This is a genomic window from Georgenia sp. Z1491, assembly GCF_049856175.1.
Classification (GTDB): Bacteria; Actinomycetota; Actinomycetes; order Actinomycetales; family Actinomycetaceae; genus JB111.
Window position 1 is genome coordinate 157864 of the sequence record NZ_JBNDNA010000002.1, and the last position, 24899, is coordinate 182762.

30 protein-coding genes are annotated in these 24899 nt (G+C 75.1%); 23 read left to right on the forward strand and 7 right to left on the reverse strand.

Features of this window, described 5'->3' with window-relative positions; genetic code table 11:
• Positions 1-96: 96 nt before the first annotated feature.
• From folE to panD, 9 genes are all read left to right on the forward strand, one after another.
• Positions 97-693: a GTP cyclohydrolase I FolE gene (gene folE / locus ACPYO4_RS03275; RefSeq protein ID WP_425707919.1), complete on the forward strand. Its 597-nt coding sequence runs from the start codon at positions 97-99 to the stop codon at positions 691-693.
• A gap of 5 nt (positions 694-698) precedes the next feature.
• Positions 699-1586, forward strand: a complete 888-nt coding sequence (folP, locus tag ACPYO4_RS03280; protein WP_425707783.1) for a dihydropteroate synthase — start codon at positions 699-701, stop codon at positions 1584-1586.
• A gap of 113 nt (positions 1587-1699) precedes the next feature.
• Positions 1700-2602, forward strand: coding sequence for a 2-amino-4-hydroxy-6-hydroxymethyldihydropteridine diphosphokinase (gene folK / locus ACPYO4_RS03285; RefSeq protein WP_425707784.1), 903 nt, complete (start codon positions 1700-1702; stop codon positions 2600-2602).
• A complete protein-coding gene (locus ACPYO4_RS03290; protein WP_425707785.1) occupies positions 2599-3069 on the forward strand; it encodes a DUF3180 domain-containing protein in 471 nt (156 codons plus the stop codon). Before folK ends, ACPYO4_RS03290 begins: the two co-directional genes overlap by 4 nt.
• 204 nt (positions 3070-3273) lie before the next feature.
• Complete coding sequence (locus ACPYO4_RS03295) at positions 3274-3927, forward strand: PH domain-containing protein (RefSeq protein ID WP_425707786.1); 654 nt, start codon at positions 3274-3276, stop codon at positions 3925-3927.
• Positions 3924-5936 carry a PH domain-containing protein gene (locus tag ACPYO4_RS03300; protein ID WP_425707787.1) on the forward strand — a complete coding sequence of 671 codons (2013 nt, stop codon included), beginning with the start codon at positions 3924-3926 and terminating at the stop codon, positions 5934-5936. Before ACPYO4_RS03295 ends, ACPYO4_RS03300 begins: the two co-directional genes overlap by 4 nt.
• Positions 5933-6826 (forward strand): Rossmann-like and DUF2520 domain-containing protein, encoded by an 894-nt coding sequence (locus ACPYO4_RS03305; protein ID WP_425707788.1) that lies wholly within the window; start codon positions 5933-5935, stop codon positions 6824-6826. The genes ACPYO4_RS03300 and ACPYO4_RS03305 overlap by 4 nt, the downstream gene beginning before the upstream one ends.
• Before the next feature lie 363 nt (positions 6827-7189).
• Positions 7190-8086, forward strand: a complete 897-nt coding sequence (panC, locus tag ACPYO4_RS03310) for a pantoate--beta-alanine ligase (RefSeq protein ID WP_425707789.1) — start codon at positions 7190-7192, stop codon at positions 8084-8086.
• Positions 8087-8115: 29 nt separating this feature from the next.
• The gene (gene panD, locus ACPYO4_RS03315) at positions 8116-8577 is read left to right on the forward strand and encodes an aspartate 1-decarboxylase (RefSeq protein ID WP_425707920.1); all 462 of its coding nucleotides are present in this window, start codon (positions 8116-8118) and stop codon (positions 8575-8577) included.
• 12 nt (positions 8578-8589) lie between these two features.
• Here panD and ACPYO4_RS03320 read toward each other — a convergent pair whose 3' ends face one another.
• On the reverse strand, positions 8590-9780 hold the full coding sequence (locus ACPYO4_RS03320) for a GTP-binding protein (RefSeq protein ID WP_425707790.1): 1191 nt from the start codon (positions 9778-9780) through the stop codon (positions 8590-8592).
• A gap of 53 nt (positions 9781-9833) precedes the next feature.
• Between ACPYO4_RS03320 and rpmB the strand changes: the two genes are divergently transcribed.
• From rpmB to ACPYO4_RS03355, 7 genes are all read left to right on the forward strand, one after another.
• Complete coding sequence (gene rpmB, locus ACPYO4_RS03325) at positions 9834-10070, forward strand: 50S ribosomal protein L28 (protein ID WP_425707791.1); 237 nt, start codon at positions 9834-9836, stop codon at positions 10068-10070.
• The gene (gene rpmG / locus ACPYO4_RS03330; protein WP_425707792.1) at positions 10070-10240 is read left to right on the forward strand and encodes a 50S ribosomal protein L33; all 171 of its coding nucleotides are present in this window, start codon (positions 10070-10072) and stop codon (positions 10238-10240) included. Before rpmB ends, rpmG begins: the two co-directional genes overlap by 1 nt.
• Positions 10240-10545: a 30S ribosomal protein S14 gene (gene rpsN, locus ACPYO4_RS03335; protein WP_425707793.1), complete on the forward strand. Its 306-nt coding sequence runs from the start codon at positions 10240-10242 to the stop codon at positions 10543-10545. The genes rpmG and rpsN overlap by 1 nt, the downstream gene beginning before the upstream one ends.
• 8 nt (positions 10546-10553) lie before the next feature.
• Positions 10554-10832 carry a type B 50S ribosomal protein L31 gene (locus ACPYO4_RS03340; protein ID WP_425707794.1) on the forward strand — a complete coding sequence of 93 codons (279 nt, stop codon included), beginning with the start codon at positions 10554-10556 and terminating at the stop codon, positions 10830-10832.
• On the forward strand, positions 10829-10951 hold the full coding sequence (gene ykgO, locus ACPYO4_RS03345) for a type B 50S ribosomal protein L36 (protein WP_425707795.1): 123 nt from the start codon (positions 10829-10831) through the stop codon (positions 10949-10951). The genes ACPYO4_RS03340 and ykgO overlap by 4 nt, the downstream gene beginning before the upstream one ends.
• Positions 10952-10989: 38 nt before the next feature.
• Positions 10990-12543 (forward strand): lysine--tRNA ligase, encoded by a 1554-nt coding sequence (gene lysS / locus ACPYO4_RS03350; RefSeq protein ID WP_425707796.1) that lies wholly within the window; start codon positions 10990-10992, stop codon positions 12541-12543.
• A 97-nt stretch (positions 12544-12640) separates the two neighbouring features.
• Positions 12641-13612 carry an aldo/keto reductase gene (locus ACPYO4_RS03355; protein WP_425707797.1) on the forward strand — a complete coding sequence of 324 codons (972 nt, stop codon included), beginning with the start codon at positions 12641-12643 and terminating at the stop codon, positions 13610-13612.
• 22 nt (positions 13613-13634) lie between these two features.
• On the opposite strand, the gene ACPYO4_RS03360 is transcribed toward ACPYO4_RS03355, so the two are convergent.
• Positions 13635-14327 (reverse strand): uridine kinase family protein, encoded by a 693-nt coding sequence (locus tag ACPYO4_RS03360; RefSeq protein WP_425707798.1) that lies wholly within the window; start codon positions 14325-14327, stop codon positions 13635-13637.
• 78 nt (positions 14328-14405) lie between these two features.
• Here ACPYO4_RS03360 and ACPYO4_RS03365 point away from each other — a divergent pair, with 78 nt between their 5' ends.
• A complete protein-coding gene (locus ACPYO4_RS03365) occupies positions 14406-14693 on the forward strand; it encodes a hypothetical protein (RefSeq protein ID WP_425707799.1) in 288 nt (95 codons plus the stop codon).
• Between the two features lie 12 nt (positions 14694-14705).
• On the opposite strand, the gene ACPYO4_RS03370 is transcribed toward ACPYO4_RS03365, so the two are convergent.
• Positions 14706-15566 carry an SMP-30/gluconolactonase/LRE family protein gene (locus ACPYO4_RS03370; RefSeq protein ID WP_425707800.1) on the reverse strand — a complete coding sequence of 287 codons (861 nt, stop codon included), beginning with the start codon at positions 15564-15566 and terminating at the stop codon, positions 14706-14708.
• Positions 15567-15741: 175 nt separating this feature from the next.
• On the opposite strand from ACPYO4_RS03370, the gene ACPYO4_RS03375 reads away from it, so the two are divergent.
• The 5 genes from ACPYO4_RS03375 to ACPYO4_RS03395 all read left to right on the forward strand — a co-directional run bounded on the left by ACPYO4_RS03375 (position 15742) and on the right by ACPYO4_RS03395 (position 20038).
• The gene (locus ACPYO4_RS03375; RefSeq protein WP_425707801.1) at positions 15742-16383 is read left to right on the forward strand and encodes an LppA family lipoprotein; all 642 of its coding nucleotides are present in this window, start codon (positions 15742-15744) and stop codon (positions 16381-16383) included.
• Positions 16377-18041: an alpha/beta hydrolase gene (locus tag ACPYO4_RS03380; protein ID WP_425707802.1), complete on the forward strand. Its 1665-nt coding sequence runs from the start codon at positions 16377-16379 to the stop codon at positions 18039-18041. Before ACPYO4_RS03375 ends, ACPYO4_RS03380 begins: the two co-directional genes overlap by 7 nt.
• A 99-nt stretch (positions 18042-18140) precedes the next feature.
• A complete protein-coding gene (locus ACPYO4_RS03385) occupies positions 18141-18671 on the forward strand; it encodes an amino-acid N-acetyltransferase (RefSeq protein WP_425707803.1) in 531 nt (176 codons plus the stop codon).
• Between the two features lie 208 nt (positions 18672-18879).
• Positions 18880-19731, forward strand: coding sequence for a hypothetical protein (locus ACPYO4_RS03390; RefSeq protein WP_425707804.1), 852 nt, complete (start codon positions 18880-18882; stop codon positions 19729-19731).
• A 151-nt stretch (positions 19732-19882) separates the two neighbouring features.
• The gene (locus ACPYO4_RS03395; protein WP_425707805.1) at positions 19883-20038 is read left to right on the forward strand and encodes a hypothetical protein; all 156 of its coding nucleotides are present in this window, start codon (positions 19883-19885) and stop codon (positions 20036-20038) included.
• A 118-nt stretch (positions 20039-20156) separates the two neighbouring features.
• On the opposite strand, the gene ACPYO4_RS03400 is transcribed toward ACPYO4_RS03395, so the two are convergent.
• Complete coding sequence (locus tag ACPYO4_RS03400; RefSeq protein WP_425707806.1) at positions 20157-20591, reverse strand: hypothetical protein; 435 nt, start codon at positions 20589-20591, stop codon at positions 20157-20159.
• 20 nt (positions 20592-20611) lie between these two features.
• Positions 20612-21529, reverse strand: coding sequence for an A/G-specific adenine glycosylase (locus ACPYO4_RS03405; protein WP_425707807.1), 918 nt, complete (start codon positions 21527-21529; stop codon positions 20612-20614).
• An 88-nt stretch (positions 21530-21617) separates the two neighbouring features.
• Here ACPYO4_RS03405 and ACPYO4_RS03410 point away from each other — a divergent pair, with 88 nt between their 5' ends.
• Positions 21618-22397 carry a hypothetical protein gene (locus tag ACPYO4_RS03410; RefSeq protein ID WP_425707808.1) on the forward strand — a complete coding sequence of 260 codons (780 nt, stop codon included), beginning with the start codon at positions 21618-21620 and terminating at the stop codon, positions 22395-22397.
• 9 nt (positions 22398-22406) lie between these two features.
• Here ACPYO4_RS03410 and disA read toward each other — a convergent pair whose 3' ends face one another.
• On the reverse strand, positions 22407-23462 hold the full coding sequence (gene disA, locus ACPYO4_RS03415) for a DNA integrity scanning diadenylate cyclase DisA (RefSeq protein WP_425707809.1): 1056 nt from the start codon (positions 23460-23462) through the stop codon (positions 22407-22409).
• A 64-nt stretch (positions 23463-23526) separates the two neighbouring features.
• Positions 23527-24897, reverse strand: coding sequence for a DNA repair protein RadA (gene radA, locus ACPYO4_RS03420; RefSeq protein ID WP_425707810.1), 1371 nt, complete (start codon positions 24895-24897; stop codon positions 23527-23529).
• Positions 24898-24899 lie beyond the last annotated feature (2 nt).

Genomic DNA, 24899 nt, shown 5'->3' on the forward strand with positions numbered 1-24899 from the left:
GGTCCGGACGAGCGCGGTGCGCCGGCTCCGGGGGCGGACGGTCCGGACGCCGCCGGCACCCGCCCGGTCGACGCCGCCGGCACCCGCCGTACGCCGGTGCCCGAGGACGGTCCGCCGCGCTCCCGCCCGGTCGACGTCGACGCCGCCGAGCAGGCCGTCCGCGCGCTGCTCGTCGCGGTGGGGGAGGACCCCGACCGCGACGGGCTGCGGGAGACCCCGGCCCGCGTGGCGCGGTCGTTCGGCGAGCTCTTCGCCGGCCTGGGCGAGGACCCGGCCGACCACCTCGAGGCCGTCTTCGACCTCGGCCACCAGGAGATGGTCATCGTCGCCGACGTGCCGCTGTACTCGATGTGCGAGCACCACCTCCTGCCCTTCCACGGCAAGGCGCACGTCGGCTACATCCCCGGAGAGGACGGGCGCGTCACCGGACTGTCCAAGGTGGCCCGCATGGTCGAGGGTTACGCCCGCCGCCCGCAGGTCCAGGAGCACCTGACCAGCCAGATCGCCGACGCCCTCGTCGAGCGGCTCGGCGCCCGCGGCGCGCTCGTCGTCGTCGAGGCCGAGCACATGTGCATGTCGATGCGCGGCGCCCGGGCCACCGGCACCCGCACCGTCACCTCCGCCGTGCGCGGCATGATGCGCAACCCCGCGACCCGCGCGGAGGCGATGAGCCTCCTGCGCGCCCGCTCGTAGCCGCCGTGCGCACCGGCGACCTCGACCGCGGCGCACCCGCCGGACTGCCCGCCGCCGTCCCGTCCGGCCGCACCCTGGTCATGGGCGTCCTCAACGTCACGCCCGACTCCTTCTCCGACGGCGGCGCGTACCTCGACCCGCGGCGCGCCGTCGAGCACGGGATCGCCATGGTGGACCGCGGCGCGGACCTCGTCGACGTCGGGGGAGAGTCCACCCGCCCCGGTGCCACGCCCGTCGACCCGGACGAGGAGATCCGCCGGGTCGAGCCCGTGATCCGGGACCTCGCCGCGCACGGCGTGCTCGTCAGCGTCGACACCCTCCACTCGGCCACCGCGCAGGCCGCCCTCGACGCCGGCGCCCGGATCGTCAACGACGTCTCCGCCGGGGTCCACGACCCGCGGATCCTCGACGTGGCCGCCCGGGCCGACGCCGTCGTCGTCCTCCAGCACCGCCGCGGCGAGGCGGGCACGATGACGGAGCTGACCGCCTACGACGACCTCGTGCCCGACGTCGTCGCCGAGCTCGCCCAGCGGCGCGAGGCGGCCCTCGCCGCCGGGGTTCCGGCCGCACGGATCGTGCTCGACCCGGGTCTCGGCTTCGCCAAGACGGCAGCCCAGTCCTGGGAGGTGCTCGCCCGGCTCGAGGAGCTCGCCGCGCTCGGCCACCCGCTGCTGGTCGGCACGAGCCGCAAGCGTTTCCTCGCCCGCGCCGTCGCGGACGGGGCCGACCGCTCCGGCGACGCCACCGACCGCGACGCCGTCACCGCAGCGACGACCGCCCTGCTGGCCGCGCGCGGCGTGTGGGCCGTGCGCGTGCACGACGTCCGGCCGTCCGCCGACGCCGTCGCCGTCGCCGCCGAGCTCGCCCCGTACGACCGGGACCGTCCCCGATGACCCCCGGACCAGGTGTGCGCGGGCCCGCGGCTCCCGGACCAGGTGTTCCCGGACCGACGGGGCCCGGGCCGGCGGTGCCCGGGCCGGCGGTGCCGGGGCCCGCGCGGATCAGCGTGACGGGCCTGCGTGCCCGCGCCCACCACGGCGTCTACGCGCACGAACGCGCCGACGGCCAGCACTTCGGCGCGGACGTCACCTTCGAGATCCCGACGGCCGCCGCGGCCGCGAGCGACGACGTCGCCGACACCCTGTCCTACGGCGAGGTCGCGCGCACCGCACGGGCCATCCTCGGCGGGGAGCCCGTCGACCTCCTCGAGACTCTGGCCGAGCGCATCGCGCGGGCCGTCCTCGACCTCGGTGCCGCCGCCGTCGAGGTGACGATCCACAAGCCGGAGGCGCCGGTCGGCGTCGAGGTCGACGACGTCACGCTCACCATCCGTCGGGAGCGCGGCGCCGTCGACGACGTCGCGGATCGGGCCCTGCACGCCGTGCCCGCAGCACCGACGACCGTCGTCCTCGCGCTCGGCGCCAACCAACCCGGGGACCTGGCGACGCCCGCCGACCAGCTGCGGCGCGCCGCCGACTCGCTCGCCCACGCGGGTGGCCTCCACGTCACCGCCGTCTCCCCCCTCGTCTCCAGCGCGGCCGCGCTCGCTCCCGGGCAGGAGCCGCAGCCGGACTACGTCAACGCCGTCGTCCTGGCGACGACGACGCTCTCCCCGGCGGGCGTCCTCGCCCTCGCGCGGTGGTGCGAGGAGGCGGCCGGGCGCGTGCGCACCGAGCGCTGGGCGCCACGCACGCTGGACGTCGACGTCATCGCCGTCGGGGACCTCGTGAGCGACGACCCGGCACTCACGCTGCCGCACCCGCGCGCGGCGGACCGGGCGTTCGTCCTGGTGCCCTGGTCGCTCGTCGACCCGGGCGCCGAGCTGCCGGGGGCGGGCCGCGTGGCCGACCTCGCGGAGCGCGCCCTGGACCGGGACGGCGTGCGCGACGTCGAGGGGTGGACGCCGTGAGGCGCACGTCGGTCGCGTGGCTCGTGGGCGCCGCGATCCTCGCGGGGACGGCGTCGTGGGCGCTGCTCGGCATCGCCGACGTCTACGTCGAGGTCTCCTGGCTGACCGCGGTGATCCTCCTGGGACTCGCCGTCGCGCTCTGGTTCGCCGGTCGCGGTGTCAGGCGCCTCGTCGAGGGGGAGCGGACGACGATGACGCCGATCGGTGCCGCGCGCGTCGCCGCGCTCGCGCAGGCCTCGGCCTGGGGCGGGGCGCTGGTCACGGGCTGGTTCGGCGCCCAGGCGATCGTGGCGGTCGTCCATCGGCACGCGGCGTTCGCCACGGAGCACCTGTGGGAGTCGATCGCGTCGGGCGTGGCTGCGGTGGTGCTCGTCGTCGTCGGCCTCGTGGTCGAGCACTGGTGCTCGATCCCGCCCGAGGACGACGCCGACGTCCGGTCCGCGGCCTCCGGGCCCGAGCCGGCGTAGCCGGACGCGACCGGACCGTCGGCCCCGGCCGAAGCGCCCCCGGAGGGTGATCCACGGACGGTCGCGCGCCCCAGGGTCCGTCGGCGGGTGGACCCCCGTGCACCGCGTCCGCCCGGCGGTGGACCGCGTCCCGCGGCGGGCTTTGACATGATGCCCGCGCGGGGGCGCACACGTCCTCGAGCGGCGAGCGCGATCGGAGCAGGCATGTCCCAGCAGTGGCCCGAACCCCACCCGGAGCAGACCGGGGCAGGGGCGGGCGGGCCCGACGGTGGTCGACCGTCCCCGTTCGCACCGCCCGGCGGCGAGCAGGGTGCCCCGTTCTCTGCGGCGGGCCACGAGGGCACGGCCCCGGTGGCACCGCACGGAGCCGAGCGCCCGTCACCGTTCGCCCCGCCGGGCGTGCCGTTCCTCCCCGTCGACCAGAACCTCGCGAAGGTCCGCATGATCTCCGCCGTCCTGTGGATCGGCCCGTTCGTCGTGGCCGGCACGGTGTTCGCCATCTGGCTCGGCGGCTGGGGCTGGTGGCTCGCCACGGGGCTCCATGTCGCCGCACTGGTGTGGACCCTGCTCCTCGTCCCGCGGCAGGTCCGCGCGATGGGCTACTGCGAGATGGACGAGGACCTGCTGTTCCGCAAGGGGCTGCTGTGGCGCTCGCTCGTGGTCGTGCCCTACGGCCGCATGCAGCAGATCGACGTCGAGGCCGGCCCGCTCGACCGCCGCTTCGGCATCGCGTCGGTCAAGCTGAGCACGGCGTCCGCCCAGACCGATGCGAAGATCCCGGGCCTGCCCGCGGACGAGGCGGCACGCCTGCGCGAGTCCCTGACGTCGCGCGGCGAGGCACGGCTGGCCGGCCTGTGAGCGAGGCACCCGAGCAGACCGACCTCCCCGTCGACGCCGGCGACGGCTGGCGGCGGGTCCATCCCGTCACTCCGGTCCTGCTCGTCTGGCAGGTTCTCGCGGCCATCATCGCCGTCCTCGTCTTCCAGGTGGGTCAGGAGCTGGCCGGGACCGGCGGCTGGACCTGGGTGATGGACCACCTGGGCACCGTCCTGATGTGGCTGGGCATCGGTGTCGTCGTCGTGGTGGTGGTCGTCGGCATCTACTCCTCGCTGTCCTGGCGCAAGATGCGCTACCGGGTCGACGGCGACGGGGTCGAGCTCAACCAGGGCATCCTCTTCCGCCAGCAGCGACGGGCGGCGCTGGCCCGTGTGCAGGCGGTCGACCTGCAGCAGCCGCTGCTCGGCCGGATGTTCGGACTGGCGCGGGTCAAGGTCGAGACGGCCGGCGCCGCGGACTCCAACGTGACCATCGCGTTCCTCCGGCTCGCGGACGCCACCGCCCTGCGCGCGGAGGTCCTCGCCCGCGCGGCCGGCGTCGACCTCGACGAGGTGCGCATCGTCGCCGAGGCCGCCGCATCCGGGCAGGACGCCGAGCAGGCGCTCCGGCAGGCGGCAGACCGTTCGGACGGTGGCACCGGTGCGTCGGGCAGCGGGGCGCCGGGCGGGTCGGACAGCTCTGCCGGCGCCTCCCTGACGGCCGCGCGCACGGGCTACCGGGAGGCGCCGGAGCGCGTGGTGTTCGAGGTCGACAACTCGCGCCTCGTCGCCTCCACCGTGCTCTCCGGGGGCTTCGTCGTCATTGCGCTCATGCTCGTCGGAGTGATCGTCGTGCTGGCGTCACGCGCGCCGTTCGCCGCGCTCGCCGGCTTCCTCCCGGGCGTCGTCAGCGTCGGCGGATTCGTGTGGTCCCGGTTCAGCGGAGCCTTCAGCTTCACCTCGGCGACCTCGCCGGACGGAGTCCGCGTGCGCCGCGGCCTGCTCGAGACCACCTCGCAGACCATCCCGCCGCGGCGGGTGCAGGCGGTGCGCCTCCGACAGCCGCTGCTGTGGCGGTGGCGCGGCTGGTGGCGGGTCGAGGGCTACATCGCCGGGTACGGCGTCACCGAGGGCAGCTTCGCCAGCTCGTCCAGCACGCTCATGCCCGTGGGTACCCGTTCCGAGGCCCTCACCGCGATGTGGTTGGTCGTGCCCGACCTCGGTGCCGACGACCTGCCGGCCGTCCTCGACGCCGGGCTCGACGGCTCCGGCGACACCGCCGGCTTCCTCACCTCCCCGCGCCGCGCCCGGTGGCTCGACCCGAAGGCGTGGCGCCGGCAGGCCGTCCTCGTCACGCGGGAGGCCATCCTCCTGCGAACCGGGTGGCTCACGCGGCAGCTCGAGGTGGTCCCGCACGGCCGTACCCAGTCCGTCGGCATCACCCAGGGCCCGTGGGAGCGCCGGCTGCGCCTCGCGAACCTCCACATGCACACCGTGTCCGGCCCCGGCCAGCCGGCCGTCCAGCACCTCGACGAGCAGGACGCACTCGCCCTCCTGCGCCACCAGGCGGAGCGCGCACGCGAGGCGCGGCACCGGGAGGGGCCCGAGGAGTGGGCCCGCCGGGTCGCCGTCCTGCCGGACGTCAAGGACCGCCCCGACGACGGCGCACCGTCGAGCGCGCAGCCGCCCGGCGCGGCCGGGCCGCAGGGCGTCACGGGCCCGGGCTTCCCGGAGCACGTCCCGCCCGCGTCCGACCTGTCTGCGTCCGATCCGTCCGCGCACGGCGGGCCGGTGCCGCAGTCCGTCACCGCGCCCGAGGGGTCGAGGCATCCCGGTGCGTCCGAGCCCACCCACCGCCGCGGCCCGGACGGTGGCAGCTGGTCACCGTCCCACGGCACGGACGGCCAGCAGGGAGCGGCCGCTCCTCCGGCCGGCCCGGCGGGGCCACCTGTCGGACCGGCGGCGCCTCCGGCGGGACCGAAGGCGCCTCCGGCGGGACCGACGGCCCCGCCGGCCGGTCCGGCCGCCCCGCCGGCGGGCCCGGCCTCGTGACCGACGCGCGACCGGGAAGGCTCGACGTCGGGGTCGTCTCAGCCGGCCGGGCGGGCTCGGTGCTGGGTGCGGCGCTCGGCGCCGCCGGGCACCGCGTCGTCGGCGTCGCCGCACGCAGCGAGGCGAGCCGCGAGCGGGCGTCCGTCCTCCTCAAGGACGTGCCGGTGCGCCCGGCGGCCGCGGTCGCGGCAGACGCCCAGCTCCTCCTCCTGGCGGTCCCCGACGACGTGCTTCCCGGCCTCGTCGGGGAGCTCGCCGACTCGGGTGCCGTCGGTGCGGGCCAGGTGGTCGTCCACGTGTGCGGCCGGCACGGGACCGACGTGCTCGAGCCCGCCTCCGCGCGCGGCGCGCTCGCCCTCGCCGTCCACCCGGCGATGACCTTCACCGGCACCTCGCTCGATCTCGGGCGGCTCCCGGGCTGCCCGATGGCGATCACCGCGGCGCCTGCACTCCTCCCGCTGGCACAGGCGGTGGCGGTCGATCTCGGAGGCGAGCCGGTCGTCGTCGCGGCCGCCGACCGTGCGCTGTACCACGCGGGCCTCGCGCACGGCGCGAACCACCTCGTCACCCTCGTGACCCAGTCGGCGCGGATGCTCGAGCAGGCCGGCGTGCCGGACCCGGGCCAGTACCTCCGACCGCTCCTCGAGGCGGCGCTGAGCAATGCCCTCTCCGGCGGCGAGAGCGCGCTCACCGGCCCCGTGGCCCGGGGTGATGCCGAGACCGTCCGCGCCCACACGACCGCCCTGGGCGAGCTCGACCAGCCCTCCCAGACCGACCTGCTCGCCACCTACGGGCATCTGGCACGGACCACCGCCGCCCGTGCGGTGCGCACCGGCCGCCTGGACCCGGACGCCGCGGCGGCGGTGCTCGACGCCCTCCCGCCCGGCTGACGAGCGTCCCGCACGGCCCACGTGTGCCGCCGCCGCGGTCCTCGACGCCTTCCCCCCGGCACCCGTGCGCCGAGTCAGTGGGATAGGTGCGGCGGCAGTCCGCCCGCCCGGCACCCGTGCGCCGAGTCAGTGGGGTAACGCTCGAGTCAGTTCCCCCGGGCGATTGACTCGAGCGCTACCTGATTGCCTCGGCGAAGGGGTGGCTGCAGAACGCCCAAGGGGGCGGCAGAACGGCGAAGGGGCGGTGGCAGAGCGCTGGCGAGGGGTGGCTAAGCAGTTGCGAAGGGGCGGCGAAGGGGTAGCGGAGGCGCAGTGCCGCGGGTGCACGAGAAGCGTCGATCCGCCCCCGCGTACCCTTGAGGGATGGACAGGCCCCGACCGACCGTCGTGCGCACGCTCGCGGACGCGCGCGCGGCACGCGAGGCCCTCGACGGCCGTGTCGCGCTGGTGATGACGATGGGCGCCCTGCACGACGGTCACCTCTCGCTCGTGCGCGAGGCTCGCGCGCGGGCCGAGCACGTCGTCGTCTCGATCTACGTCAACCCCCTCCAGTTCGGCCCGGGTGAGGACCTCGAGGCCTACCCGCGCGACCTCGACGCGGACCTCGACCTGCTCGCCGGCGACAGCGCTGACGCCGGCGCAGACGCCGCGGTGACGTTCGTCCTCGCCCCCGACGACGCCGAGATGTACCCGCGCGAGCCTCTCGTGCGCATCGACCCCGGCCCGGTCGCCGAGGTGCTCGAGGGTGCCACCCGCCCGGGCCACTTCGCCGGCGTCCTCCAGGTCGTCGCCAAGGTGCTCGCCGCCCTGCGCCCGGACGTCGCGGTGTTCGGCCAGAAGGACGCCCAGCAGCTCGCACTGGTCCGCACGCTGGTCGAGGACCTCGGCCTCGGCGTCGAGATCGTCGGCGCCCCGATCCGGCGGGACCCCGACGGCCTGGCGATGTCCTCGCGCAACGCCTACCTGTCGGCGGTCGAGCGCGAGCGGGCGACGAGCCTGTTCGCCGCACTGGAGGCGGCCCGCACCGCGGCCGACGACGGCGTTCCGGCCGACCACGTGCTGGCGGCCGCGCGCGCCTCGATCGCTGACGCGCCCGGCGTCGAGGAGGACTACGTGGTGCTCGTCGACCCGGCGACGTTCCTCGACGTCGCGGCCGACCACCGAGGTGAGGCGCTGCTCGCGCTCGCCGCCCGCGTCGGGCCGACCCGCCTCATCGACAACATGACCGTCACCATCGATCCACGAAAGGTCACCACGTGACCCACGCCCCTGCCTCCCTGCTGCGCCCGATGATGGTCGGCAAGATCCATCGGGCGACCATCACGGGAGCCGACCTGCACTACGTCGGCTCGCTCACCGTCGATGCCGACCTGCTCGACGCCGCGGACCTGCCGCCCGGTCAGCAGGTCGACGTCGTCGACATCACCAACGGTGCTCGCCTCACGACCTACGTCATCCCCGGGGAGCGCGGCAGCGGCGTGCTCACCATCAACGGCGCCGCCGCCCACCACATCGCCACCGGGGACCTCGTCATCGTCATCGCCTACGGGCACATGTCCGACCAGGACGCCCGTAGCTACGAGCCGGCGGTCGTGTTCGTCGACGAGAAGAACCAGATCGTCGAGTGCTCGCACGAGCCGGGCCAGGTCCCGGACACCGACCGGGGCAGCGCCCCGGACATGGAGTCCTCCGGCGAGACGTTCGCCGCCTACCGGGCCGCACGGACGCTGGGCACGCTGCCGAAGGGCTGAACGCTCCTCCGGTTACGCGGCCTCCCCGGCGCCACGTGCTCCGACGGGGCCGAGGAACGGGGTGAGCGGGTCCGGTGCGTCGGCCCACCCGGCGGGAGGGAGATGTTCCTCCTCGGTGACGATCATCCGCTCGAACGCCGCCACCGCGTTGACGGGGTTGCCCCCGCGTCCGACGACGACGATGCGCGTCCCCACGTCGTCCTCGCCGACCGCGCCCACGCCGGCTGCGCCACCAGCTGCCACGCCCGCATGGCCGTTCGCCGGACCGATCCGCAGCGTGCCGCCGACCCCCTGCCAGCCGCAGGGGGAGTCGGGCCGGTTGGCCACGACGAAGCGGCCGCGCGAGACGGTGTGCTCCGGCGCGAGCGCCCGCGCGCTGCGGAGGAGGCGGCCCGGGTGCAGCGGGCGGTCGGTGGCGAGCACGAGGCGCCAGACGCCGGACCTGGTGACGTCCATCGTGGCGGTGGCGAACCGCATGTGCGGGGTGTGCACGTTGACCTGCTTCCCGGTGCGTGCCGCGGGGTCGAGGTCGTGGTGGGTGCCGGCGGTGGCCGGGTCGGACCGGTGCGCGAGTGCCTCGGCGTCCAGCGATCGGGTGAGGGCGGCCTCGAGCCAGGCTCCGCCGAGGTCCGGGACCACGGCCGATCCGGGGCCGCGCAGCGCCTCGACGAGGTCGAGGGTGGCCTGACGCACCGGTTCCTGGCCGCCGTCGGACAGGACGAGCACGTCGGCCGAGACGAGGTGGAGCAGGAGGTCCTCGTCGCCTCCCGCGAGCCCGGCGACGACCGCCTCGTCCCGGGCCACCATGACGACGCCGGCCGGCCGGTAGCCCGCGAGCTCGGCGTGGAGGTGCTGCTCGATGGTGCGTGCGGCGGGCTGCAGGTCGGCGCCGAGGGGGAGCACGACGAGTACCGCGAGGGCGTCGTCGTGCAGCTCGGCGAGTGCGGGGACGAGGTCCTCACGGGCGAGGCAGCCCAGACAGGGGTGGTCGAGGTCCACGGTGACGTCGGAGCGGGTGCCGCCGGCGTCGGCGATCGTTCGGCGCACCCGCAGGTCGCCGTCGGCGTCCTCGGTCATGTCGTGCGTGAGCACCACGAGGCCGGGCAGCTCGAGGAGCGCCTGGAGCACGGCGGCATCGCGCTCACCGGCCTCGGTGGAGGCGAGCAGGACGACGGGGACGGGGAGCAGGTTCTGGTCGGTCACCCTGCGACCCTACCGCTTGACGAGAACGATTCTCAATACGTAGGATCGGGGACATGTCACGCCACTGCCAGCTCACCGGCGCGCGCCCAGGCTTCGGCCGGCGCGTCTCCCACTCCGGACGGCGCACCTCGCGCCGCTTCACGCCCAACGTCCAGCGCAAGCGCTACTACGTGCCCTCGCTCGGCCGCACCGTCCGGCTCACGCTCACCGCCTCGGCGATCAGCACCGTCGATCGGATCGGCATCGAGGCCGCGATCTCCCGGATCGTCGCGCGCGGGGAGCGCATCTGATGGCCGCGAAGGCTGCGGACCTGCGACCTGTCGTCCGGCTCCGCTCCACCGCGGGAACGGGGTACACGTACGTGACCCGGAAGAACCGGCGCAACGACCCGGACCGGCTCGTCCTGCGCAAGTACGACCCGGTGGTCCGCCGGCACGTCGACTTCGCGGAGGTGCGCTGATGGCCAAGCGGTCCAAGATCGCCCGGGACGAGCAGCGGCGCAGGATCGTCGCCCGGTACGCGACGGTGCGGGCGCGGCTCAAGGCCGCCTCGGTCGACCCGTCGAGGAGCCCGGCCGAGCGCGCCGAGGCGATGCGCGGCCTGCACCGCCTGCCGCGCGACGCGAGCCCCACGAGGCTGCGGAACCGGGACGTCTCCGACGGGCGCGCCCGGGCCTACTACCGAAAGTTCGGGCTGTCCCGTATCCAGCTGCGCGAGCGCGCGCTGCGCGGCGAGCTGCCCGGAGTCACGAAGTCCAGCTGGTAGGAGAGCACATGAAGCACGACATCCATCCCGAGTACCGGCCGGTGGTCTTCCGTGACGTCTCGGTCCCCGAGGGCACGGAGGGGCGCGAGTTCCTCACCCGGTCGACGGCCTTCTCCCGGGCCACGGGGACGACCCTGTGGTCGGACGGTCGCACGTACCCGGTCATCGAGGTCCAGATCTCCTCGATCAGCCACCCGTTCTACACGGGGCGGCAGAAGATCGTGGACACGGCCGGCCGCGTCGAGCGGTTCAACCGGCGCTACGGCCGGACGGGGGGAGCGCGATGAAGGTCCGCGCCTCGCTGAGGTCGCTCGCGCGCAAGGACGGGGCGATCGTCGTCCGTCGTCGGGGACGGACATACGTCATCAACAAGAGGAACCCTCGCTGGAAGGGGCGCCAGGGGTAGACGCGGGCACCTCCCTGGTCCGCGACTACCCTGGTCGGGTGACCGACACTCCCGACCTCCCCGACGACGACACCCCCGAGCAGGTGCGGGTACGCGCCGAGAAGCGCGCCCGGCTCCTGGCGGCCGGCACCGACCCCTACCCGGTCACGCTCCCGATCACCACGACGATCGCACGGGTCCGCGCCGCGCACGGCGACCTCGAGGCGGGCACCGAGCTCGACGAGGTCCTCGTCGGTCTCGCGGGCCGCGTCATGTACCTGCGCAACACGGGCAAGCTGTGCTTCGCCACCCTCCAGGCCGGGGACGGCACGCGGATCCAGGTCATGCTCTCGCTGGCCGCCGTGGGGGAGGAGTCCCTCGCGGCGTTCAAGGCCGACGTGGACCTCGGCGACCACCTCTACGTGCACGGCCACGTCGGCGCCTCGCGCCGCGGCGAGCTGAGCGTCTTCGCGCGTCCCGGGCAGGTCGACGGCGAGCCGGCCCCCGCCTGGCGGATCGCCGCCAAGGCCCTGCGTCCCCTGCCGAAGTCCTACGAGGGCGCTGACGGCGAGGAGTCCTCGCTCTCGGAGGAGGGGCGGGTGCGGCAGCGGCACCTCGACCTCGTCATGCGCTCCGGCGCGCGGGACATGGTCCGGCTGCGTTCGGCCGTCACGCGGTCCCTGCGGCGCACGTTCGACGCCCGGGACTTCCTCGAGATCGAGACGCCGATGCTCCAGGTGCTGCACGGCGGTGCGGCGGCCCGGCCCTTCGCCACCCACATGAACGCCTACGACACCGAGCTGTTCCTGCGTATCGCGCCCGAGCTGTACCTCAAGCGCGCGGTCGTCGGCGGCATCGACAAGGTCTTCGAGATCAACCGGAACTTCCGCAACGAGGGCGCGGACTCCACGCACTCCCCGGAGTTCACGATGCTCGAGGCGTACGAGGCCTACGGCTCCTACGACACGATGGCCGAGCTCACCCGCTCACTCGTGCAGACGGCGGCCCAGGAGGCGGTCGGCACGACGCTCGTCACCCTCGCCGACGGCACCGAGTACGACCTCGGTGGCGAGTGGACGAGCCTGGGGCTGTACGAGTCGCTCAGCGAGAACCTGGGCGAGGAGATCACGCCCGACACCGGTGAGGAGCACCTGCGGGCGCTCGCCGAGCGGCTCGACATCCCCGTTGCCCCGCACGCCACGCCCGGCAAGATCGTCGAGGAGATCTGGGAGGAGCGGGTCGGGGACCACCTGTGGGCGCCCACGTTCGTGCGTGACTTCCCGGTCGACACCTCTCCGCTCACCCGGGCCCACCGCACGCAGCACGGCAAGGTCGAGAAGTGGGACCTGTACGTGCGCGGCATGGAGCTGGCGACGGCGTACTCCGAGCTCGTGGACCCCGTCGTCCAGCGCGAGCGGTTCGAGGCACAGGCCCTCGTCGCCGCGGCCGGGGACCCGGAGGCGATGGTCCTCGACGAAGACTTCCTGCAGGCCATGGAGGCCGGCATGCCGCCCGCCGGCGGCATGGGGATGGGCATCGACCGGCTCCTCGCCGCCATGACCGGGGCCGGTATCCGGGAGACGATCACGTTCCCGCTGGTCAAGCGGCTCTAGGTGGCCGAGCGGCTCTAGGGGTCAAGCGGCTCCAGGTGGCCGAGCGGCTCTAGGGGTCAAGCGGCTCCAGGTGGCCGAGCGGCTCTAGGCTGGCCCCATGGAACACGCACGCCTCGGCGCCTCCGGACTGTCCGTCTCCCGCGTCGGGCTGGGGTGCAACAACCTCGGCCGCCGCGGGACCGTCACCGAGCACCAGGAGGGCGCGACCGCGCTGGTGCACGCCGCGCTCGACGCCGGCATCACCTTCTTCGACACCGCCAACTCCTACGGACCCGGCGTCTCGGAGGTCCTCCTCGGCGAGGCGCTCAAGGGCAGGCGGGACGACATCGTCCTCGCGACGAAGTTCGGCATGAAGGCGCCCGACGACGACGGGCCCGACTTCGGCGCGCGCGGCTCGCGGCGCCACATCAAGCAGTCCGTCGAGCACTCGCTGCGCCGCCTGCAGACCGACCGGATCGACCTGTACCAGTACCACACGCCCGACGACGAGACCCCGATCGACGAGACGGTCGCCGCGATGGACGACCTCGTGCGCGAGGGCAAGGTGCTCTACATCGGGCACTCGAACCTGGCCGGCTGGCAGATCGCCGATGCGGCGCACGTCGCCGGTTCCCTCGGCGGGGCGCAGTTCGTGTCCGCGCAGAACCACTACAACCTGCTGGACCGCCGCGCCGAGCTCGAGGTCCTCCCGGCGGCAGAGCACTTCGGCCTGGGCGTGATCCCCTACTTCCCGCTCGCGAACGGGCTGCTCACGGGCAAGTACTCCGACGGCGTCGCGCCCGAGGGGTCCCGCCTCACCCTCACGCGGCAGCACCTGCTCAAGGACGAGGAGACCCTCGCGACGCTGAAGAGGTTCGGTGACTTCGCGCGGGCGCGCGACCTCACCGAGCTGCAGGTGGCGTTCTCGTGGCTGGCCTCGCGCGGCCCCGTCGCCTCGGTCATCGCCGGCGCGACGACGCCGGAGCAGATCCGGCAGAACGCCGAGGCCATCGCCTGGGTGCCGAGCGTGGAGGACGAGGCGGAGCTCGACGAGCTGTTCCCGCCGGTCCCGAAGGTCGCGCTGTTCTGACGGTCCGCCCGGGGCGCCGGTCTCAGACGTCCGCAGGCTCCGGCGGCAGGCCCGCGGCCACCCGCAGGATCGTGCGCTCGGCGTCGTCGACCGTCACGCGCCGCGTGCCCTTGGCGACGAGGTCGCGGTACATGGCCGGCTCGGCGAGCGTGAGCGAGAGCCCGCGGCGCAGGAGGTTGAGCGGCGGCTTGCGGCCCTCGTCCAGGTCGCGGGCGAGGCGGAACACGAACGTCTGCAGCCGTGGGCGCGTGAGGCACAGCGCGTCCGCGAGGATGCCCTCGGCGCGGCAGGCGCCGACGATCTCGGCGGCGAAGATCCCCTCCGCGACGACGGCGCGGGCGGTGCCGAGCTCGATGATCCGTGAGCCGACGCGCGCGTTGGACGGGATGTCGTACACCGGGACCTCGACGGCGCCGGTGGTCACCAGCTCGACGAGCGACGCCACGGCTGCGGACCCGTCCCAGCTCTCGGGCGAGTCCCAGTCGACCATCCCGTGGCGGCGGGGCAGGCCGGGGTGGTCGCCGTCGAGGTAGAAGTCGTCGAGCGCCACGGTGGGCAGACCGAGCCGGCGCGTGAGCCGGGTCTTTCCCGACCCGGACGGCCCCGTGACGAGCACGACCCTCGCGAGCGGCGTGCGCGCCGCGTCGGGGATGTCGAACAGGGGCTCCTGGGCGCCAACGGGGGCGTCGGTGGGCGGTCGCGCGTCGTCGTCCACGCCACCTCCGCATCCTCGGCGGGCCGGTGCCCGCACCGGACCAGGGTAGGTGAGGCGCGGGCGTGGCACGATCGCACCGTGAGCGACTTCGAGGCCGAGATCAGCCAGCTCGAGACGGCGGCGAGCAACGCGCGCGACGCCACGGAGGAGATCGCCGGCGTCGACCTGCCGGCCGCCCTCGACGGCATCGCGACGGCGATGCCCGGCTCGCGCTCGGCGCTGTCCGCTCCGGACCTGGGGACGAGCTGGACCGGCGAGAAGGACGCGCTGACCACCGGCCTGGACGAGTACGCGGGCGGCCTGGAGGCCGCCGCCCGCCTGTACCGCACGACCGACGACGCCGCGGCGGCCGACTTCGGGGGCTGACCCCCGGGCCGCTCAGCCGCCGAAGGTGCGGACCGGCCGGCCCGGGACCTCCACGCGGATGCGGAACACGGCCCCGGCCTCCGGCTCGGGGTCGTCGAGCTTCTCGCGCGAGGTGGTGACGAACAGCTCGCGGCCGTCCTCGCCGCCGAGCGTGCAGGCGGTGACGAGACGGACCGGCAGGTCGACGGTGACGAGCTCGGTGCCGTCGGGGGCGTGCAGACGGACCTTGCCGACGCGGTTGAGCGCGACCCACACGTTGCCCGCCGAGTCGACGGTGAGGCCGTCGGGCCGCTCGTCGGGGGAGACCGTCGCGAACCGTCGACGGTTGCGCAGTCCGGTGCCGCCCACGTCGAAGACGTCCGTCCCGCCGGCGGCGGTGTCGTTGTAGTAGGCGAGCGAGCCGTCGGGGGAGACGTCGAACCCGTTCGACGTCGTCACCCGCTCGACGGCGGTCGTCACGCCGCCGCCGGGGGTGATGCGGTAGAGGCTCGCGACCTCCGGGCTGCGGTCGTAGGCCATGTTGCCGGCGTAGAGGTTCCCGGCGGCGTCGCAGCCGCCCTCGTTCATCCGCAGCCCCTCGTGCCGCCACAGCGTGAGCCACGGCGACGCCTCGTCGTGGGGCAGGTCGGAGATGGCGAGACCACGCTCGGTGCCGACCACGTAGCCGCCGTCCGCGCGCGGGCGGACGAACGCCGCCACCGGCGAGCCGGTCGGCAGGCGGTCGACCTCGCCGTCCGGGCGGACCGTGAGCAGGTCGCCGGCGAGCATGTCGACGAATCTCAGGCCGCCCCAGGTCTCGGACCAGACGGGCCCCTCGCCGTGGTACGCGACCGCGTCGGTGACCTGCTCGGGGCTCGAGTGCACGTGAGTCATACGTCCATTGTCGGCCACGCGGGGAGCCCGCACGCCCGTCGCGGGAGGTCGATGGGGAGATCTCCCCGTCCGGTGCGTGGGGTCGATTCGGTCACGCGCGCCGGACGTGGCAGATTCGGAGGTGCCGGCCCCGCGTGGCCACCGCCGTCGACGAGCTCGCCGAGGAGATGCGCGCATGGACGATCCCGACGCCCAGCCGACCGATAGCGAGATCGTCGAGCTCGCCGGCGCCGTCAAGGATGATCTCGACGCCGCGCTCGGCGGGCTGACCTGGGTGCAGAACCGCCCCTCCCCGAGCACCGCGCGCACGGGGCCCGGCCCGGACGCGGTCGTCGAGCGGCACCACACGTTCGGCGTCGCACGCTCGCTGGACGACGACGAGTGGGACCGGGCGATCGCGATCGTCGCCGCGCACGCACGGCGGGTGGGCTACACGGCGGCGGAGCTCGCGGTCGACCGGGTGGGCGACCACGAGGCGCGCTTCTACGCCGAGGACGGCCGGACCCTCACGTTCGGCACGGCGGCGTCGACCATCCTGCGTGTGAGTGTGCGCCCCGGCGCGGGGGTGCCGTCCCGGCCCCAGGGACCCGCCCGGGGCGGCGGCACGGCGGGCGACGGACCCGCGGCCGGGGGCCCCACGGGCGACGGCCCCGCCGCCGCGGGCCCGACGGGCGACGGCCCCACCGCCGCGGGCCGCACCGGTGACGGCCCCGTGGCGGGCGCCCCTGCCGACCAGGGGGCGCCCGTCGTCGGGCCGGCGGACGGCCAGCTGCCCGAGGCCGCCCCCGACATCGTCGACGAGGTGCCCCGATGGTGACCTGGTCGGAGGTGAGAACCTGGTCGGCGTCGCACCTGTCCACCGAGGTGACCGCGCTCGGCAACGCCCGCGACACGCTCAAGGGCATCGGCGACGAGCTCGACGCCATGGTGACCCCGGCCGGCTGGACCGGGGACGCCGCCACCGCCGCCGGCACCCGCCGCGGCGAGATCGGCACCGCCGCACAGTCCATCGTCTACGAGGTCGCCCTCGTGCGCGCCGCCGTCGACGAGGCCGAGGACTCGGTGCGCACCATCGAGGAGAAGGTCGAGGCCGTCGCCGAGCTCGCGACCTCCCGCGAGGTCACCGTCGGCGACGACGGCTCCGTCACCGACAGCCGCACACCCCCGACCGACCTCGCCACGGCCGAGGAGCTCGACGCCTACACCCGGGAGCGGCAGGAGGCGGTCGACGTCGTCGCGCGGGCCATCACCGAGGTGCTCCTGCTCGCGGACTCCGCGGACACCACGCTGGCGGACGTCCTGGACTCCGCGCACGGCGACCAGCTCGACTCCGGGCACACCGACCTGACCGACGCGTCCGCCGCCGGGCACCGCGACGGACAGATCACCTGGCCCCGGCCTCCGGACGGCGACGAGCAGGCCCAGGCGGACTGGTGGGAGGACCTCACGCCCGCCCAGCGCCAGGAGATCCTCGACGACCACCCCGACCTGGTGGGCAACCGCGACGGCATCCCGGCCTCTGCCAGGGACGAGGCGAACCGCAACCAGCTGGGCGCCGAGCGGGAGGACGCCGAGGAGGCGCTCGCGGCGGCGCGGGCCTCGGGGGACGGCGGCGCGATCGAGGACGCCCAGGCGGCGCTGGACTCGATCACGCAGGTCGAGGAGACGATCGCCCAGGACGACCGGTACCTGATGCTCCTCGACACCGAGTCCGGCGAGCGGGTGCGGGCGGCGGTCGCCCACGGCGACGTCGACACCGCGGACCACGTCTCCGTGTTCACGCCCGGGTTCACCACCACGGTCGACGGCAGCCTGGCGAGCTACGACAGCCGCATGGCCTCCCTCAAGGCCGTCACCGAGGCCGAGCTCGACCGCTACGGGCACCACGACCAGACCGTCGCCACCGTCTCCTGGCTGGGATACGACGCGCCCCAGTGGGACGAGACCCTCACCGGCAACTCCGTGGCGCTGTCCGGTGCCGCGCAGCGTGGCGGCGAGGACCTCGCGGGCTTCTACACGGGCATCAACGCCTCTCGCGTCGACGACCCCCACCTCACGGCGCTGGGCCACTCCTACGGCTCGACCACCCAGGGCTACGCCCTCAAGCAGGAGGGCACCGGGGTCGACGACGCGGTGTTCATGTCCTCCCCGGGCATCTCGACGGGCGATCTCGACGACTTCCATGTCCCGTCCGACGGGCTGTACTACCTCGAGAACGACGAGGACCTCATCGCCGACCTCGGCCGCTTCGGGCCCGACCCGACGGGCATCGACGGGCTCACGCACCTGTCGACCTACGAGGGGCAGACCGGCTACGGCGAGCACCGCGACGGCACGACCGGCCACTCGTCGGTGTTCGACGACGGGTCGATGGCGCAGCACAACACCGGCCTCGTCGTGGCGGGCCTCGAGGAGCACATCGTCTCCGAGCGGGCGCACGAGTTCTGGACCGACCCGGTGGAGTGGCCCTGGTAGCGCAGCCGCACCGGGCCTGGCGAGGAGCGGTCGCGCGACGGGCGCTGGCTCCCGCCGGCTTCGGACGGCGGGCTCCGGCGCTGGTGGCATGATTCTCCGATGACGTCGCGACCGGACCCGCAGGCACGCGGCGCGGTCACCGTCCGTCCCGCGCTCGTGACGGACGTGCGCACGATCGCCCGGTTGGTCCAGCCCTACGCCCGGACCAACACCCTCATCACCAAGGACCTCGTCGCGTACTTCGAGTCCGTGCAGGAGTTCCTCGTCGCGGAGGACCCCGACGGCGGGACGGTCGGCTGCGGCGCGCTGCACGTGATGTGGGACGACATCGGCGAGGTCCGCACCCTCGCCGTCGACGAGGCGTACCTGCGGCGGGGCATCGGCGGGATGCTGCTCGAGGCGCTCCTGGACCGGGCGCGGCGGCTCGGCCTGCGCCGCCTGTTCTGCCTCACCTTCGAGGTCGACTTCTTCGCGCGGCACGGGTTCGAGGTCATCGAGGGCACGCCGGTCGGCGTCGACGTCCAGGCCGAGCTCCTGCGCTCCCACGACGACGGCGTCGCGGAGTTCCTCGACCTCGCGCGCGTCAAGCCGAACACCCTCGGCAACACCCGGATGCTGCTCGAGCTGTAGTACCCCGGGGAGGGACGACGATCCCGCCCATGGTGCCGCTCCCGGTCGACGGAGGGTCTTTCCGCAGGTCAGGGCGGGGGAGAAGTCCCCGTGGCCCGAATCTGCGCCCCGCGGCGGGCGCTTCCTAGCGTGGTTGACGACCGAGCACGACATCGACATTCCAGTTCGGGCCGACGGCTATCGAGCGCGGCCCGGGAGGGAGACGAACATGAACGCGAAGGTCACCCAGCGTCTGGCGCTCGGCTCGAGCGCGCTGCTCATCGCCGGGGGGATCGCCGCCTGCTCGGACGACGCGTCGGAGACCGTGGAGCCGCCCGCCGTCGAGGACACCCAGGAGCCGCAGGCCCCCGAGCAGGACCAGGCACCCGACGAGGGCGCCTCCGACGGCGGCGAGGGCGTCTCCGACGGCGCCCCGCTCGGCGAGGAGGGCGACTCCGAGGGTGGTGGCATGCCCGGTGAGCAGGCTGCTCCCGAGGGCGGCGTGCCCGGTGAGGAGGACGCACCCGAGGGCGGCGTGCCCGGTGAGCAGGACGCGCCCGAGGACGGCCTGCCCGGCGACGGTGGAGCGCCCGACGACGGCGGCGCGCCGCCCCAGGGCGGTGCCCCCGAGGAGGACGGCGCCGTCGAGGGCCAGCCGGCCTCGACCGGCGAGCCCGGCGTCGCGACCTACTCGGACTGGCTCGCCGTGCCCCTGCCCGAGGACTGGAGCGAGTTCGAGGACGGCGTCTGGACCGGCAACGACGGGGCGGCGCTCCACATGGGTGAGTGCAGCCCGCCGGACGAGGGCCCGCCGCTCGCCTACAGCGACTGCGTCGAGTTCGTGCCCAACGTCGGCCAGCCGAGCGCGAGCGACCCGACCACCGAGGTCGACATCCAGCAGCTGCAGCCGGTCGCCGAGGGCCTCAACGCCACCGAGGTGTCGGTGAGCGACGAGCAGACCGAAGTCGTGTACTGGATCGTCGAGAACCAGGAGACCGCGGAGGTCGCCGTCCTCGAGTACAACAGCGAGGGTGTCGACGAGGCGGTCGTGGAGTCGGTCCGCGAGATGACGCTCCAGTGATCCCGGCACGCACCTGACGGGATGCCGCGCCGACGCACGTCGGGGACCGGGGAGTGCAGCCCGGCGAGCGGCCTGGCGCCGGACCGGGGTCGTCCCTAACGTGTGCACCGACAGCTTCAGGACCGCAGCACCGACCCCCGGAAGGATCATGATGAGCTCGAGGACCACCCGCCTGACTACCGCGGTCGCTGCCCTGCTTCTCGCGGGAGGCCTGGCTGCCTGCGCCGACGACGAGCCGATCGAGCAGGAGGCGCCCGTGGCGTCCGGCGAGACCGTCCTCGCGGGCGCCGGCGCCGCCCAGCGGTAGCTCCTCGCACACGGGTAGGGCAGGGCCCCCGACGTCGAACGGCGCCGGGGGCCCTGCCGCGTCACCGGTCGATGGCGGCGACGACGTGCCGCGCGCCAGCTCCTCGGGCCGGGTGCCCTCAGCGCGACAGGAGCCGCGCCAGCAGCCCGACCTGGGCGGCGACGAGCGCGCACCCCACCGTGGGCAACCACAGCCCCGGGTCCCACCAGGCCCACACGCCGACCGCGAGCACGAGTGCGACCAGCAGCGTCGGCCCGGTCGCCCGCAGGACCGCGCGCAGCCGCGCCGCACCCGGGTCGCGGCCCGCCAGGGCACGGCGGTGGCCCAGGGCCGCGAGCGCGAGCGCGGGCAGCGCGGCCGCCTGCCCGAGCAGCATCATCGTCAGCCCGGGCCAGGGGGACAGCGCGTCCCCGGACATCGCGACCAGGCCGATCCCCAGCACGCCGAGCGCACCCACGGCGCCTGCCATGACGAGCAGCGTCGTCCGCACGGCCCGGGCGCCCGTCGGGGGCGCGGGCCGTTCCTCGGGCGAGGGCGCAGGGTCGGTGGTCACCGGGGCAGGGTAGTCGTCGTTCACGGCAGGCTCAGGCCCGTGCCGCGCTCGACGAGCAGCCCGTCCGCGAGGAGCGAGGACACCGCCCGCTCGGCCTGCGCCGGGTCGGCGTGCGAAGTGCCGCCGCCGGCGGCCGCGACGAGCTCGGCCCACGTGTGGCGGGTGCCCGGCTCCCCGGCGCGCAGCGCCGCCATCACCCGGCCCCGGGCCTGCCGGTCGGTGCCCTCCCAGGTCTGGGTGCGGCGTCGGGCCGCGTGGGCGTCCGGCGGGTACCCGGCGCGGCGCCACGCGCAGCGGGCCGCCAACGGGCAGGCGTCGCACCGCGGCGACCGCGCCGTGCAGACGAGCGCGCCGAGCTCCATCACGCCCGCGTTCCAGCCCGCGGAGGCGTGGTCCTCCGCCGGGAGGAGCGCGGCAGCGAGGTCCCGCTCCGCCCGGGTCGGCGCCCCCGGCGGCGGTGCGGCGACGCCGGACACCACGCGGGCGAGCACCCGGCGGACGTTCGTGTCGAGCACCACCGCACGCCGGCGGTGCGCGAACGCCACCACCGCCGCGGCCGTGTACGGCCCCACCCCGGGCAGGGCGAGCAGCTCGTCCTCGCCGTGCGGGACCTCGCCGCCGTGCCGCTCGACGATCGCGGCCGCGCACTCCTTGAGCCGCAGCGCCCGGCGCGGGTAGCCGAGCCTGCCCCAGGACCGCAGCACGTCGGCGCCGGACGCGGCCGCGAGGTCGGCCGGCGTCGGCCAGCGCGCCATCCAGTCCACCCAGGCGGGCGCCACCCGCGCCACCGGCGTCTGCTGGCTCATCGCCTCCGAGACGAGGACACCCCACGCGGTGGTGCCGGGGCGACGCCACGGCAGGTCCCGAGCGTGCCCCGCCCAGAAGCCGGCGACGGCGTCGTGCAGGACGGCGGAGGTCGAGGCGGACGGGTCGGGCACCGGTCCAGTCTCACCCGAGCGCCGCCGTGCGTGGTACCGCACGGCGTGCCATCGAGGAGCCGGGGCCCGTCCTGCCTACGGTGGGCCCGTGCCCACCGACGACGACCGCGGACCCTCCCCGGCGCAGCGCCGCCGCCCCAGCCGGGCGACGATCTGGCGGCGCCGGATCACCGTGCTGCTGGCGCTGCTCGTCGTGCTCGCCCTGATCGTGTGGGGGATCGTCGCCGCGTGGGGCGCGCTGTTCGGCGGCGACGACGACCCCGGGACGGCGCCGGCCGACGCGGCGGAGACGAGCTCGGAGTCCGGCAGCGAGTCCGCCTCCGACGCCGCCCCGGCCGGCGACCCGGTGGCCTGCACCGACGACCAGCTCGACCTCGCCCTGACGGGGAGCGGGCAGTACGCCGGCGCCCCCGTCGAGTTCGCGGTCGACATGAGCAACTCGGGCGAGGGCGACTGCCTCGTCGACGCCGGCCAGTCCGCCCTGGTGCTCGAGGTCAGCTCCGGCAACGATCAGGTGTGGTCCTCCGCGCACTGTCCCACCGAGGAGTCCCGCATGCTGCTGCTCGGACCCGGCACCGCCTCGGAGTCGCTCGTCACCTGGCCCGGCACCCGGTCGAGCGCGGACTGCCCGGAGGACGCTCCCGCCGTCCAGCCGGGGACCTACCGCGCCGTGCTGCTGCGCGACGGCACCGAGGTCGTCGACAGCGCGACCGTCTTCACCCTCGAGGAGGCGCCGCCCGAGGCTCCGACCGACGGTGAGGAGCCCTCCGACGGCGAGGACCCTGCGGAGGGCGAGGCCCCTGCGGACGGCGAGACCCCCGCGGAGGGTGAGGCACCCACCGACGGCGAGACCCCCACCGACGGCTGACCGGCCGTCTCAGACGAGCGACGTCTCGGCGACCCGGCCCAGCCCCTCGCGCACCGCGAACGCCCGGGCCCGCCCCACGCCCTCGACCTCCTGGAGGTCGTCCGTGGTGGCGGCGAGCAGCGCCTGCAGCGAGTCGTAGTGGCTGACGATCGCGTTGGCCACGGGGAGCGGGAGGCGCGGGAGCTTCGCGATGAGACGGTGACCGCGCGGCGAGGCCGGCGTGTCCAGGTCGGCGCCGCCGGGGCCGCCCAGCCGCATGGCCCGGGCGATCACCGACAGGTCGACGAGATCGGTCGAGGACAGCGCGCCGAGCGCGTCCCGGACGCCGGCGGAGGCCCCGGTGGGCACGTAGTCGCGCACGAGCGAGCGCCGTTCCACGGCGAGGCCCACCATGAGGTCGTCGTGCTGGAGCCGCAGCAGGTGCCCCTCGGTGCCGGCCTGGACGGTCGCGGACTCGACGTCGGAGGAGATCCTGCGGATCATCTCCATGCGCTGGACGATCGTCACGACGTCGCGCACCGTGACCACGTCCTCCACCTCGAGGGCCGTGAACGTGCCGAGCAGCTGGTCGAGGCGCGCGCGGTAGCGCTCGAGGGCGGACAGCGCGAGCTCACCCTTGGCCAGGACGTCGGCCGTGTCGAGGACGAGGTGCCGCAGCTCGCCGACGTACAGCGCGACGGTCCGCATCGACTGGCTCACCGAGATCACCGGGTGCCCGGTCTGCCGGGCCGTGCGCTGGGCGGTGCGGTGGCGCATCCCGGACTCGACCGTGTCGACGTGCGTGCCGGGCATGAGCTGGACGTTGGCCCGGCGGATCCGGCCCGCTGAGCGGTCGACCACGACGGCGCCGTCCATCTTCGACAGCTCCCGCAGCCTGGTGGCCGACAGCTCGACGTCGAGGTCGAAGCCGCCCGAGGAGATCGCCTCGACCGACTCGTCGAAGCCCAGGACGATGATGGCGCCCGTCCGGCCGAGCAGGATGCGGTCGATGCCGTCCCGCAGGACGGTGCCCGGGGCGATCTCGTGGAGCATGGTGCGCATCGTCGCGTCGTCGTCGGTGCCCATGACTCCCCGTTCCCGGCGGAGGTGTCCCGCCACCGTCATCGTAGGCGCGCGGCCCCAGGATCGGTCAGCCCAGCGCGCAGGCGCGGGCGGCCTCGGCCAGGTGGTCGACGCGCGCGACACGGATGCCGGGGACGTGCGCGGGAGCCTCTCCGGCGGCGGGCACGACGGCGGTGGTGAAGCCCAGGCGGGCCGCCTCCGCCAGGCGCCGGCCGACGCCGGTCGTGGCGCGCAGCTCGCCGGTCAGCCCGACCTCCCCGACCGCGATGAGGCCCGGGGGGATGGGCCGGTCCCGGGCGGCCGAGAGCAGGGCGAGGCCGAGCGCGAGGTCCGCGGCCGGCTCGCTCGCGCGCGCACCGCCGACCGTGGAGACGTAGACGTCCAGCCCGGTGGCCTGCACCCCCAGCCGCGCGGTGAGGACCGCCAGCGTCATGGCGACCCGCGCGCCGTCCACCCCGCTCACGGTGCGCCGCGGCGGGCCCGCCGCGCCCGTGAGCAGCGCCTGGACCTCGACCGGCATCGGCCGGCGGCCCTCGAGCGTGACGGTGACGCACGTGCCCGGCACCGGCTCCGGGGCGGCGGACAGGAACAGCCCCGACGGGTCCGGCAGGCCGATGATGCCGTCCTCGCGCAGGTCGAAGCAGCCGACCTCGTCCGTCGCGCCGTACCGGTTCTTCACCGCGCGCACGAGCCGCAGCCTGGAGTGGCGCTCGCCCTCGACGTGGCAGACGACGTCCACGAGGTGCTCGAGCACGCGCGGGCCGGCGATCGAGCCGTCCTTGGTCACGTGGCCGACGAGGATCGCGGGCATGGCCCGGGCCTTCGCCGCGCGGATGAGGGCGCCGGCGACGGCGCGGACCTGGGAGACGCCGCCCGCGGTGCCGTCGACGCTCGCGTCCGCGACCGTCTGCACCGAGTCGACGACGAGCAGCGCCGGGTCCATCGCCTCGACGTGCCCGAGCACGGTCGCGAGATCCGTCTCGGCGGTGAGCAGGAGATCCTCGTGCAGCGCCCCGATCCGTTCGGCGCGCAGGCGCACCTGGCTCGCGGACTCCTCACCCGTCACGTAGAGGACGCGGCCGTGGGCTGCTGCTGCCGCGCGGGCCGCGACGTCGAGCAGGAGGGTGGACTTGCCCACCCCGGGCTCGCCCGCGAGGAGCACGACGGCGCCCGGCACGAGCCCGCCGCCGAGCACCCGGTCGAGCTCGCCGACGCCGGTGGGTCGGGCGCGAGCCGTCTCCACGTCGACGTCGAGGATCGATGCCGCGGGCGTGGCCGGGGCGAGCGCCGTGACCGGGGTGCGAGCGGGTGCGGCGCCGGCCTCCTCGACCGTGCCCCAGGCCTGGCACTCGCCGCACCGGCCCACCCACTTGGCGGTGGTCCACCCGCACTCCGTGCAGCGGAACTCGGCGCGGGGTCGCTTGGTGGTCGGTGGCACGG

Bases quoted from the DNA above. Each gene is read 5' to 3' on its own strand.
- ACPYO4_RS03375 (WP_425707801.1), top strand. From the start codon at position 15,742: ATGGACGATCCCGACGCCCAGCCGACCGATAGCGAGATCGTCGAGCTC.
- panD (WP_425707920.1), top strand. From the start codon at position 8,116: ATGATGGTCGGCAAGATCCATCGGGCGACCATCACGGGAGCCGACCTG.
- ACPYO4_RS03385 (WP_425707803.1), top strand. From the start codon at position 18,141: ATGACGTCGCGACCGGACCCGCAGGCACGCGGCGCGGTCACCGTCCGT.
- ACPYO4_RS03395 (WP_425707805.1), top strand. From the start codon at position 19,883: ATGAGCTCGAGGACCACCCGCCTGACTACCGCGGTCGCTGCCCTGCTT.
- ACPYO4_RS03370 (WP_425707800.1), bottom strand. From the start codon at position 15,566: ATGACTCACGTGCACTCGAGCCCCGAGCAGGTCACCGACGCGGTCGCG.
- ACPYO4_RS03355 (WP_425707797.1), top strand. From the start codon at position 12,641: ATGGAACACGCACGCCTCGGCGCCTCCGGACTGTCCGTCTCCCGCGTC.
- panC (WP_425707789.1), top strand. From the start codon at position 7,190: ATGGACAGGCCCCGACCGACCGTCGTGCGCACGCTCGCGGACGCGCGC.
- ACPYO4_RS03380 (WP_425707802.1), top strand. From the start codon at position 16,377: ATGGTGACCTGGTCGGAGGTGAGAACCTGGTCGGCGTCGCACCTGTCC.
- rpsN (WP_425707793.1), top strand. From the start codon at position 10,240: ATGGCCAAGCGGTCCAAGATCGCCCGGGACGAGCAGCGGCGCAGGATC.
- ACPYO4_RS03295 (WP_425707786.1), top strand. From the start codon at position 3,274: ATGTCCCAGCAGTGGCCCGAACCCCACCCGGAGCAGACCGGGGCAGGG.
- ACPYO4_RS03390 (WP_425707804.1), top strand. From the start codon at position 18,880: ATGAACGCGAAGGTCACCCAGCGTCTGGCGCTCGGCTCGAGCGCGCTG.
- ACPYO4_RS03340 (WP_425707794.1), top strand. From the start codon at position 10,554: ATGAAGCACGACATCCATCCCGAGTACCGGCCGGTGGTCTTCCGTGAC.
- rpmG (WP_425707792.1), top strand. From the start codon at position 10,070: ATGGCCGCGAAGGCTGCGGACCTGCGACCTGTCGTCCGGCTCCGCTCC.
- ykgO (WP_425707795.1), top strand. From the start codon at position 10,829: ATGAAGGTCCGCGCCTCGCTGAGGTCGCTCGCGCGCAAGGACGGGGCG.
- disA (WP_425707809.1), bottom strand. From the start codon at position 23,462: ATGGGCACCGACGACGACGCGACGATGCGCACCATGCTCCACGAGATC.
- rpmB (WP_425707791.1), top strand. From the start codon at position 9,834: ATGTCACGCCACTGCCAGCTCACCGGCGCGCGCCCAGGCTTCGGCCGG.